The sequence below is a fragment of the Myxococcus xanthus genome, from assembly GCF_013116825.1.
Lineage (GTDB): Bacteria > Myxococcota > Myxococcia > Myxococcales > Myxococcaceae > Myxococcus > Myxococcus xanthus_B.
This window is the reverse complement of record NZ_JABFNS010000045.1, coordinates 48197-58439: the sequence shown is the minus strand read 5'-3', so window position 1 is coordinate 58439 and position 10243 is coordinate 48197. Positions and strand designations below refer to the sequence as shown.

Sequence of the window (10243 nt, the reverse complement as noted above, 5' to 3'; positions counted from 1 at the left end):
GGGCGGGGGCTGGGGGGCAGGCGTCGTCACGGCGGACCTGTCCTCATAACAGCCGCCCCCTCCATGCGGTCATCTCTTCCAGCCAGGCTCACCCCTTGTTGCCAGCTGCCGAACGAACGACGGCGGACTTGGGCTCGTCCTCGTCACCGGCGGAGTGGCCCGGCACTGCGGCGTCCACGTCGTCGTCCAGATCCGTGAGCCGGGCCAGCTCCGCCTCGGCGTCATGGGCGTCCTGCTCGGCCTGCGGGAGCTGGAGCTTCTTCGTCGCCATCTCCTGCTTGATGCGGATCAGCCCCTCCTCGCCAATGTCGAGGAACGCCCGCACGACCTCCGGATCGAACTGCGTGTTGGCGCAGCGTTTGATCTCCTGGATGGCGTTGGTGAACGTCGTGCCCTTGCGGTAGGGCCGGTCGCTCGTCATCGCGTCCAGCGTGTCCGCCACGGCGAAGATGCGCGCGCCAATGTGGATTTCGTGCCGCTGGAGGTTGCGCGGATAGCCGGCGCCGTCCCAGCGCTCCTGGTGCGAAAGGACGATGGAGGCGGGCGTGTCCAGGAACGGAATGGCCTGGATCATCTGGAAGCCGATGTCCGGGTGCTTGCGCATCTCCAGCCACTCGTCCGGGGTGAGCTTGCCCGGCTTGAGCAGCACCGCGTCCGGCACGCCAATCTTCCCGATGTCGTGCAGCAGCGCGCCGCGTCCGATCTCCTCCAGCTCCTTGCCCTGGATGCCCATGCGCTGCGCGATGGCGGACGTGTAGCTGACCACGCGCTGGGAGTGGTCGCTCGTCTCGTGCTCGCGCGCGTCCAGGGCGGCCACCAGGGCCAGCAGCGTGTTCTGGTACGTGTTGGCGATGTCACGCAGGGCGCTGCGCAGCTCGGCCGTCCTGTCCCGGACCTTGCGCTCCAGCTTCTTCTGGTAGCGCTTGCGGGCCATCTCGATGCGGCGCTTGGCCAGCGCCCGCTCGATGGCCCGGATGAGGTCCGTGAGCTTGGGTGGCTTGAGCAGGTAGTCCACCGCGCCGCGGCGCAGGCAGTCCACGGCCGACTCGGTGTCACCGTAGCCCGTGAGCATGATGACGGAGGTGTCGGGGAGCCGCTCGCGGAGGTTCTCCAGGAGCCAGAGGCCGTCCTTGCCCGGCATCTTCATGTCACTGATGACGAGCGGCGTCTCCTCCTCGCCCGCCAGGTCCAGGGCCATCTCGGCCCCGTTGGCGACGACACAGTTGTAGCCTTCCTCACGTAGCAGGACAGAGATGACGTCTCGTACGGAGTCGTCATCGTCGACGATGAGGATTCGGGGTGGGGCAGGGGGGATGGCTTCCACAGCGAGCGATTCTAGAGGTTTCCGGGATTCATTGGCCAACGCGTACGGGAATTTACCATCGGATCAGGGTTCACGGCTGATCGAATAGGGGGCCTGGCGAGGGGACGACCCCTGGCGGTGGGTGGGGCAGGCAGGCTCCGCGTCCTGTCCGCCCCTCTGAATCCGGCGGCGGGACCGCCCGCCCGCCAGCGCCCCTACACCTGGGGAGGCAGGGACGGCACCTCACCCTTGACGTCGGGTTGCGTCAGGTGCGGGGCTGGGCGAGCGAGCGGTCGTACCGGAAGGGGGTCAGGTCCACGGCGGGCTGCTCACCCAGCACGGCCTGCGCGACGAGCTTGGCGGTGATGGGGGCCAGGAGGATGCCGTTGCGGAAGTGGCCCGTGGCCAGGAAGAGCCCGGGCACCGGGCCTTCGCCCAGGTAGGGCCGCTTGTCCTCGGTCCACGGTCGGAAGCCCGCCCACGTCTCCGTGACGGGCGCCGAGCCCAACTCCGGGCACAGCTCCAGGGCCATGTCGAGGATGCGCGCCAGCCCCGCCGCGGTCACCTGCTTGTCGAAGCCCACCAGCTCCATGGTGCTGCCAGCGATGACCCGGCCGTCCGCGCGCGGGACCAGGTAGCCCTTCTCGGACGTGACGATGCGGTCCAGCAGGGGCAGGCGTGTCTGGAATTGAACCATCTGCCCGCGCGCGGGCCGCACCGCCCGGGCCTCCACGCCGGCGCCGTGGACCAGGGCGGACCAGGAGCCCGCGGCCAGCACCACCGCGTCAGCGCGCAGCAGCTCGCCGTCCAGGTCCACGCCGACCGCGCGGCCTCCCTCCTGCACCACGCCGCGCACGTAGCCGCTGCGGAACTCCGCGCCCAGCCGGGCGGCGGCCATCGTCAGGGCGCGCACCAGGAGCCGGTTGTCCAATTGATGGTCATCCGGGAAGTGCGCCGCGCCCACGGCCTTCGCGGACAGGCGGGGCTCCAGGGCGCGGGCCGCGGCGCCGTCGAGCAGCTCGGCCCGGAGGCCCATGCCACGCTGCCACGCCACCGTGGCGTCCAGGTGGTGGAGGCTGGCCTCGCTGAAGGCGACCTTGAGGATGCCGCAGGGCCGGTAGGCCACGTCCACGCCGGACAGCTCGCGCAACTCGGCGGCGAAGGCGGGATAGAGGCCGCGGCTGCGCAGGCACAATTCCAGGAAGGCGCCCGGACCGTCGGACTCCATCTGGGGCGCGAGCATCCCCGCCGCCGCGCTGGAGGCCTCCGCGCCTGGAATGGAGCGCTCCAGCACGACGACGCGCACTCCGGCCTGCCGCAGCCGCAGCGCGATGCCGCAGCCCATGATGCCCCCACCCACGATGATGACGTCCGCGACTTGCATGGGCGCTTCCTGCTCGCCCGCGCGGGTGTTTGCAAGCGTTGCGCGGGCTCTCCCGGGGGCCGGTTGACGGCGGGGCGCTTTGTCGTTACTCATGCTGCGATGCTCTTCGCGTCCCTTCACCATCACCATGCGCATCATCGGCTCGGCCCCGACGGGACCGTTCGCCATGCGCATGCCTGGGTGAGACGCTAGACGCACCACCCACCTCGGCACCTGCCGCAGCGACCGAAGGCCCGTCCCCCAGGACGGGCCTTTTTTCGTTTCCGCGTCGTTGTCTCCTCGCAGTCTCGAAGGTCCCCCATGCTGCTGAAGATTGCTCTGCCCAACAAAGGCCGCCTCTCGGACGAAGTACGGGAGTTGTTCAATGACGCGGGCCTGGAGGTGCGGGCCCGGGGCGAGCGCGCGCTCACCGCGTCATTGGGCGGAGAGTTCGAGGCCATCTTCGTCCGCGCCCAGGACATCCCGGAGTTCGTGGCGGACGGCGCCGCGCATGCGGGTGTCACCGGTTGGGACCTGGTGTGTGAGTCCGGACGTGAGCTGGACCTGCTGATGGACCTGGAGTTCGGCAGGTGTCGCCTGGTGGTGGCGGCGCGGGAGGAGGGCGGCTTCGCCTCGCCGGAGGACGTGAAGGAGGGCATGCGGGTCGCGTCCTGCTTCCCCCGGCTGACGCAGGAGTTCTTCGCCAGGCGCGGGCAGCGGGTGGCGGTGGTTCCGGTGTCGGGCGCGGCGGAGATTGCGCCCCACCTGGGCATCGCGGACATCGTCGTGGACCTGACGTCCACCGGCTCCACGCTGAAGATGAATGGCCTGCGCGAGGTGGCCACGGTGCTGGAGTCCAGCGCGCGGCTGGTGGCGTGCAAGGGCAATCCGGTGGACACCCAGCAGAAGCTGGACGAGCTGAAGCAGGCGCTGGGCTCGGTGTTGGCGGCGCGCGACAAGCGCTACCTGATGGCCAACGTGCCGAAGGACTCGCTCATCCGGGTGCGCGAAGTCCTCCCGGGCCTCAATGGTCCCACCGTGGTGGACGTGCTGGACGGCGGTGACTTCGTGGCCGTGCACGCGGTGGTGCCGGCGAAGACCATCTACCGCACCATCAACGCGCTGAAGGCATTGGGCTGCGAGGGCATCCTCGTCACCCGCATTGAAAGGTTGATGGCGTGACGGCCTCCCTTGCTTCGTCGACCCTGAGGTACCGCGGTCCCCTGTCCGCTCTGGCTCGGGAGGACTTCCGCCGTCTGCTGGACCGCGCGACTGGATCCGATGCCCGCGTCGCGCTGCGCGTGCGGGAGCTCATCGCCCGCGTGCGAGCGGAAGGAGACCAGGCGCTCTTCGATCTCGCGCGGCAGTTCGACCGCGTGGAGCTGACAGCGTTGGAGGTTCCGCGAGAGGTCTGTGCCGCGGCGCTCGCCGGATTGGAGCCGTCCGTCAGGGACGCGCTGGCCCGCGCGGCCCGCAACATCGCCCTGGCGCATGCGCCGCAGAAGCCGCAATGGGTGGAGGTCGAAACCGAGCCCGGCGTCCTCGTGGGCCGGCGGCCGGATCCGCTGGGCCGCGTGGGCGTGTATGCACCGGGAGGCCGCGCGGTGTACCCCAGCAGCGTGCTGATGGGCGTGGTGCCCGCGAAGGTGGCGGGCGTGGGCGAGGTCATCGTGTGCTCGCCGCCGGGGCCCGATGGACTGCCACACCCCAGCGTGCTGGCGGCGGCGTCCCTGGCGGGCGCGGACCGCGTCTTCTCGCTGGGCGGCGCGGGCGCGGTGGCGGCCATGGCCTATGGCACGGAGAGCGTGCCGCGCGTGGACCGCATCGTGGGGCCGGGCAACGCCTATGTGGCCGAGGCCAAGTTGCAGGTGGTGGGCGCGGTGGCGATTGAAGCACCCGCGGGCCCCAGTGAAATCCTGGTCGTGGCCGACGCCACGGCGAGCCCGGCCGCGGTGGCGCGGGAGATGCTGGCCCAGGCGGAGCATGACCCAGAGGCGGCATGTGTCACGCTGGCGCTGGGCGACACGCTGGCGGACGCCATCGCCGCGGAGGTGGAGCGGCAGGCGGAGCGCGCGAAGCGGTGGGAGATCGTCACGTCGGCCCTGGGCTCTCGCGGCGCGGTGCTGACGGTGGCGTCCCTGGAGGAAGCCTGGCCCTTCGTGGCGGACTTCGCTCCGGAGCATCTGCTCATCGCCACCGCGTCGCCGCGGGAGGACTTGGGACGGGTGCGCAACGCGGGCACCGTCTTCCTGGGTGAGCGCTCGTCGGTGGCTTACGGCGATTACATGACCGGCTCCAACCACGTGCTGCCCACGGCGGGGCTGGCGCGGGCGTACTCGGGACTCAACCTGCTCGACTTCTACCGGTGGACCACCTACCAGCGCGTCGCGCCCACGGCGGCGGCGTCTCTGGCGGAGGACGTGGGGCGGCTGGCCGACGGTGAAGGTCTCTTCGCGCACGCGGACGCCGCGCGCGCCTGGGGGCGGCCATGATTCCCAGGCGGGCTTCGTACCGGGACATTCCGCTGTATGCGCCGCCGAATCGGCCGTGCCGGGTGGACCTGAGTGACAACACCAACCTCTTTGGCGTTCCGCCCTCCGTGGAGCGGGTTCTTGCCACCACTGTGTCCCGCGTACCGCGTTATCCGAAGGGTTATGCCCCGGACCTGCGCCGGGTGCTGGCTGCGTCCATTGGAGCGGCGCCCGAGGAGATAACGACGGGCTGTGGCTCGGATGACGTCATCGACTCGGCGCTCCGCGCCTTCTTGGAGCCCGGGGACACGCTGGCCTATCAGGACCCGACCTTCGTCATGGTGCCGCTGTTCGCCAAGATGAACGGGCTCGAGGGCGTGCCGATACCGTTGAAGCCGGACTTCGACGTGGATGCGGACGCACTGCTCGGCACGGGGGCGAAGGTCATCTACCTGTGTTCGCCCAACAACCCCACGGGCACCGCGCTGTCGCGGGCGGCGGTGGAGCGGGTTGCCGAGGACGCACCGGGCATCGTCATTATCGATGAGGCGTATGCGGACTTCGCGCCAGGGAAGGACTTCCTCGACCTGGCGCGACGGCGGTCGAATGTCCTGGTGACGCGCACCTTCTCCAAGGCCTTCGGGTTGGCGGGGCTGAGAGTCGGGTGGGGCGTCGGAGCGCCCGAACTGGTGGCGGAGGTCGAGAAGGCTCGCGGGCCCTACAAGCTCACCAGTGTCGCGGAGGCCGTGGCCGTCTCGGTGCTGAATGGTGACGCGGACTGGGTGCGAGCCCGTGCGGAGGAAGCCGTCGCCTGTCGCGAGCGGCTGCGCGGCGAGTTGGTGTCGTCGGGGCTGACGCCTCTGCCCTCGGAAGCCAACTTCCTGATGGTGCCGCTTCCGGGCGCGCTGGCGGTCGCGGAGCGGATGCGTGAGCGGGACGTGAATGTGCGGGCGTTCCAGGCGCTGACGGGCGTGGGCGACGCGCTCCGAATCGGTGTGGGGCCCTGGCCCTTGATGGAGACGGCGCTGGCGGCGCTGCGGGAGGCGTTGCGATGAGAGTCACCTTGTTCGATTACGGCGCGGGCAACCTCCACTCGCTGGCCAAGGCGCTGGCCACGGTGCCGGGCGCTGAGGTGCGCGCCCAGGAGGACCCCTTGCGTGCGCTGGACACTGACGTGCTGGTGCTGCCGGGGGTGGGCGCATTCGGTGCGGCGGTGGCGCGGCTCGCGCCGGGGCGTGAAGCCATGCGCGCGGCACTGGAGCAGGGCCTGCCGTGCCTGGGCATCTGCCTGGGCATGCAGTTGCTCTTCGACGGCAGTGACGAAGGCGCCGGCGCCGGCCTGGGTTACTTCGCGGGCCGGGTGACACGGCTGGCGGCGAAGCGAGTGCCCGAGATTGGTTGGAACCAGGTCGAGGACGAACGCACGCTGGCGGGGGCGCGGCTGGACACCGTGTACTACGCGCACAGCTTCGTCTGCCGCGCCGCGGATGCTTCGGTGGTGATGGGGTGGACGACGCACGAGGCGGACCGCTTCCCGGCGGCGGTGCGCAGGGGAAGGGTGGTGGGTGTGCAGTTCCACCCGGAGAAGTCCTCCACGGCGGGCGTGCGCTTCGTGCAGGCCTTCCTGCGGGAGGTGGCGCCGTGATTGCGATTCCTGCCATCGACCTGCGCGAGGGCGCGTGTGTCCAGCTCGTGGGCGGCTCGTACGCGGCGGAGAAGGTCCGGGTGGAGGACCCGCTGGAGGCATTGAAGCAGTGGCGCCGTCACGGCTTCCGCGCGTTCCATGTCGTGGACCTGGACGCGGCGCTGGCCAAGGGCTCCAACGCGGACGCCATCTTCCGGCTGACCGCCCACGAGCGAGGGCTCACCTTCTCCGTGGGCGGCGGCGTGCGCGATTCCGACCGGGTGGAGACCGTCCTGTCGGGCGGAGCCGAGTTCGTGGTGGTGGGAACTCGCGCCATCGAAGACGCCGGCTGGCTGGCGGACATCGCGAACCGCTTCCCCGGCCGCGTGGTGGTGGCCGCGGACGTGAAGGGGCGCGAGGTGGTGACGCGAGGCTGGACGGAGGGAAGCCATCGCGACATCCGGGAGATGCTGGCGGCCTTCGAGCCCTTGCCGCTGGGGGGCCTGCTCGTGACGGCGGTCCATAAGGAGGGGCAGTTGTCGGGAGTGGATCTGCCGTTGATGCGGGAGGTGGCGAGCACCAGCCGGCACCGCCTGTACGCGTCGGGGGGCGTGACGTCGATGGAGGACCTGCGGGCCCTCGCGGCGGCGGGCGCATACGGGGCCGTCATTGGCATGGCGCTGTACACCGGAAGGCTGGATGCGAGCGCAGTCGCTCGGGAGTTCGCGGGATGACCACTGTCATTCGAGAGACGAAGGAGACGCAGGTCCGGGTGGAGCTGTCGCCGGGCACGGGCGTCACGAACGTGGACACGGGGTTGAAGTTCTTCGACCACATGCTGGCCACCTTCGCGCGCTACGCGGGGCTGGACCTCTCGCTGCATGCGCGGGGGGACCTCACGCACCATGTGATGGAGGACGTGGCCATCACGCTGGGCACGGCGGTGCAGCAGGTGATTCCCGCCACGGCCGCGCGTTTCGCCGAGCGCACCATTCCCATGGACGACGCGCTGGTTCAGGCCTGTCTGGATGCAGGGGGGCGCTTCTATTACCAGGGCCCGTTGAAGAACCGGCTCTACGAGCACTGGATGCGCTCGTTCAGCGAGCACGCCCGGGTGACGCTGCACCTGCGGGTGCTGCGCGGAAAGGACAGCCACCACGCGACGGAGGCGTCCTTCAAGGCGCTGGGGCTGGCGCTGCGGGATGCCATGGTGGACTCCGGCTCGGTGTTCAGCATGAAGGGCTCCGTGTCCCTGGAGGTGAAGTGATGCTCACGCGGCGGCTCGTCGTCTGTCTGGACGTGAAGGGCGGACGCGTGGTGAAGGGCGTCCAGTTCGAGGGACTTCGCGACGTGGGTGACCCGGTGGAGCTGGCCCGGCGCTACGAAGCGGAGGGGGCGGATGAGCTGACGTTCCTCGACATCTCCGCCAGCGCCGAGGAGCGGGACACCTTGTGGGAGCTGGTGCGGCGCACCGCCGAGCAGCTCTTCATTCCCCTGGCTGTCGGCGGCGGAGTGCGCACGGTCGATGACGTGGGCCGGGCGCTGCGAGCGGGCGCGGACAAGGTGAGCATCAACTCCGCGGCGGTGGCCAACCCGGCGCTGCTCACCGCATGCGCGGAGCGCTTCGGTGCGCAGTGCGTGGTGGCCAGCATCGACGCGAAGCGAGACGGAGACCGCTGGCGCGTCTACACCCACGGCGGCAGGAGGCCCACGGACCTGGACGCGGTGGCCTGGGCGCGTGAGTGTGTGGCGCGCGGGGCAGGGGAAGTGCTCCTCACCAGCATCGACCGGGATGGCGCGCGGACGGGCTACGACCTGGCGTTGACGCGGGCCGTGTCGGAGGCGGTCGATGTGCCCGTCATCGCCTCGGGCGGCGCGGGCAGCGCGGCGCACGTCCGGGACGCGTTCCAGGAGGGAGGCGCTGATGCGGCCTTGGTCGCGGGCATCCTTCACGACGGCCTCACCACCGTGGGCGCCATCAAGGCGCTGCTCCGCGAGGGCGGCCTTCACATTCGGAGCCTGGCATGACGGACTCGGGAAATCTGATGCAGGCCGCCGCCGAGGTGGCGCGGATGGCAGGTGACGCGGCGTTGGGGTTCTTCCGCGGTGGCATCGCGGTGGACACGAAGTCGGACGGCTCTCCGGTGACGGTGGCGGACCGCACGGCGGAGTCCCGTGCGCGCGAGTGGCTGGACGCGCGCTTCCCCCAGGACGGCATCCTGGGCGAGGAGTTCGGCGAGACGCGTCCGGGCGCGAAGCGCCGGTGGATTCTGGATCCCATTGACGGGACGAAGACGTTCATCCGAGGTGTCCCCCTGTGGGGCACGTTGGTGGCGCTGGCGGAGGGGGAGCGCATCCTCGTGGGGGCCGCGTACTTCCCCGCGGTGGGTGAGTTGCTGGTGGCGGCGCCGGGGCAGGGCTGCTTCTGGAACGACCAGCGCGCGGCCGTGTCCACGCAGGCGGAGCTGTCCCAGGCCGTGGTGCTGTCCACGGATGAGCGCTTCACGGTGTATCCGGCGCGCGGGGCTGCCTGGCGCTCGCTCGCGCGGGATGCGGCCGTGGACCGCACCTGGGGGGATTGCTACGGCTACCTGTTGGTCGCCACCGGGCGCGCGGAGGTCATGGTGGATGAGCTGCTGTCCCCCTGGGATGGAGCGGCCTTGCAGCCCATCATCGAGGAGGCCGGCGGTGTGTTCACCGACTGGACGGGGCGGCGGACCGCGTTCGGCGGAAATGGAATCGCCACCAACGCGGCCATGGCGCGCGTGGTGCGGGAGCGGCTCGGCGCCGTGGAGACACGCTGATGCTCGACCTGGACGCGCTCGACTTCGCGAAGGGCAACGGGCTGGTGACGGTCGTCACGCAGGACGCGAGCACCGGTGACGTGTTGATGGTGGCGCATGCGGACCGGGAAGCCCTGGAGCGCACGCTGGCCACGGGGGAGATGCACTACCGGTCGCGCACGCGCGGCCTGTGGCACAAGGGCGCCACCAGTGGAAACGTCCAGCGCGTGGTGGCGCTCCGCGCCGACTGTGACGGTGACGCGGTGCTCGCGCGCGTGAAGAAGGCGGGCCCCGCGTGTCACCTGGGGACGGAGACCTGCTTCGGCCCGGGCCATTGGGATGCGCTGAGCGCGCTGGATGACACGCTCGCTCGGCGCGCCGCACCAGCGGAGCGGCCCGATGATGCACCTCCGAGCTACACGCGCCGCTTGCTGCAGGACCGCAACCTGCGCTTGAAGAAGCTGGGCGAGGAGGCCGCGGAGTTGGTGACGGCGTGCGCGGACGTGGACCCGTCACGCGCCGCCGAGGAAGCGGCGGACGTGCTCTACCACGTGCTCGTCGCGGTCCGGCCCCTGGGCCTCTCGCTCGACGACGTGAAGGCAGTCCTCGCCAGGCGCGCTTCGCGTTGATGCGCCGCGCATGTCCGCTGCACGACAAGATCCGGTGAATCCTGGAGATGACGCGGGCGTATACGTGTTT

11 protein-coding genes are annotated in these 10243 nt (G+C 70.4%); 9 read left to right on the top strand and 2 right to left on the bottom strand.

What is annotated here, in order from left to right:
- Positions 1 to 88: 88 nt before the first annotated feature.
- A complete protein-coding gene (locus tag HNV26_RS15550; protein ID WP_171442015.1) occupies positions 89 to 1324 on the bottom strand; it encodes an HD-GYP domain-containing protein in 1236 nt (411 codons plus the stop codon).
- 244 nt (positions 1325 to 1568) lie between these two features.
- Positions 1569 to 2687, bottom strand: coding sequence for a glycine oxidase ThiO (thiO, locus tag HNV26_RS15545; protein ID WP_171442014.1), 1119 nt, complete (start codon positions 2685 to 2687; stop codon positions 1569 to 1571).
- Between the two features lie 300 nt (positions 2688 to 2987).
- Between thiO and hisG the strand changes: the two genes are divergently transcribed.
- From hisG to hisIE, 9 genes are read left to right on the top strand one after another with little or no spacing between them, the layout of a single operon-like run.
- Positions 2988 to 3848, top strand: coding sequence for an ATP phosphoribosyltransferase (gene hisG / locus HNV26_RS15540; RefSeq protein WP_171442013.1), 861 nt, complete (start codon positions 2988 to 2990; stop codon positions 3846 to 3848).
- A complete protein-coding gene (gene hisD, locus HNV26_RS15535; RefSeq protein WP_171442012.1) occupies positions 3845 to 5158 on the top strand; it encodes a histidinol dehydrogenase in 1314 nt (437 codons plus the stop codon). The genes hisG and hisD overlap by 4 nt, the downstream gene beginning before the upstream one ends.
- The gene (locus tag HNV26_RS15530; RefSeq protein ID WP_171442011.1) at positions 5155 to 6192 is read left to right on the top strand and encodes a pyridoxal phosphate-dependent aminotransferase; all 1038 of its coding nucleotides are present in this window, start codon (positions 5155 to 5157) and stop codon (positions 6190 to 6192) included. The genes hisD and HNV26_RS15530 overlap by 4 nt, the downstream gene beginning before the upstream one ends.
- Entirely contained in the window at positions 6189 to 6782 is a 594-nt protein-coding gene (hisH, locus tag HNV26_RS15525; protein WP_171442010.1) for an imidazole glycerol phosphate synthase subunit HisH, read from the top strand. The genes HNV26_RS15530 and hisH overlap by 4 nt, the downstream gene beginning before the upstream one ends.
- Positions 6779 to 7495, top strand: a complete 717-nt coding sequence (locus tag HNV26_RS15520) for a 1-(5-phosphoribosyl)-5-[(5-phosphoribosylamino)methylideneamino]imidazole-4-carboxamide isomerase (RefSeq protein WP_171442009.1) — start codon at positions 6779 to 6781, stop codon at positions 7493 to 7495. Before hisH ends, HNV26_RS15520 begins: the two co-directional genes overlap by 4 nt.
- Complete coding sequence (locus HNV26_RS15515) at positions 7492 to 8028, top strand: imidazoleglycerol-phosphate dehydratase (protein ID WP_140863635.1); 537 nt, start codon at positions 7492 to 7494, stop codon at positions 8026 to 8028. Before HNV26_RS15520 ends, HNV26_RS15515 begins: the two co-directional genes overlap by 4 nt.
- Positions 8028 to 8789, top strand: coding sequence for an imidazole glycerol phosphate synthase subunit HisF (gene hisF / locus HNV26_RS15510; RefSeq protein ID WP_171442008.1), 762 nt, complete (start codon positions 8028 to 8030; stop codon positions 8787 to 8789). Before HNV26_RS15515 ends, hisF begins: the two co-directional genes overlap by 1 nt.
- Complete coding sequence (gene hisN / locus HNV26_RS15505; RefSeq protein ID WP_171442007.1) at positions 8786 to 9565, top strand: histidinol-phosphatase; 780 nt, start codon at positions 8786 to 8788, stop codon at positions 9563 to 9565. The genes hisF and hisN overlap by 4 nt, the downstream gene beginning before the upstream one ends.
- On the top strand, positions 9565 to 10173 hold the full coding sequence (hisIE, locus tag HNV26_RS15500; protein WP_171442006.1) for a bifunctional phosphoribosyl-AMP cyclohydrolase/phosphoribosyl-ATP diphosphatase HisIE: 609 nt from the start codon (positions 9565 to 9567) through the stop codon (positions 10171 to 10173). The genes hisN and hisIE overlap by 1 nt, the downstream gene beginning before the upstream one ends.
- Positions 10174 to 10243 lie beyond the last annotated feature (70 nt).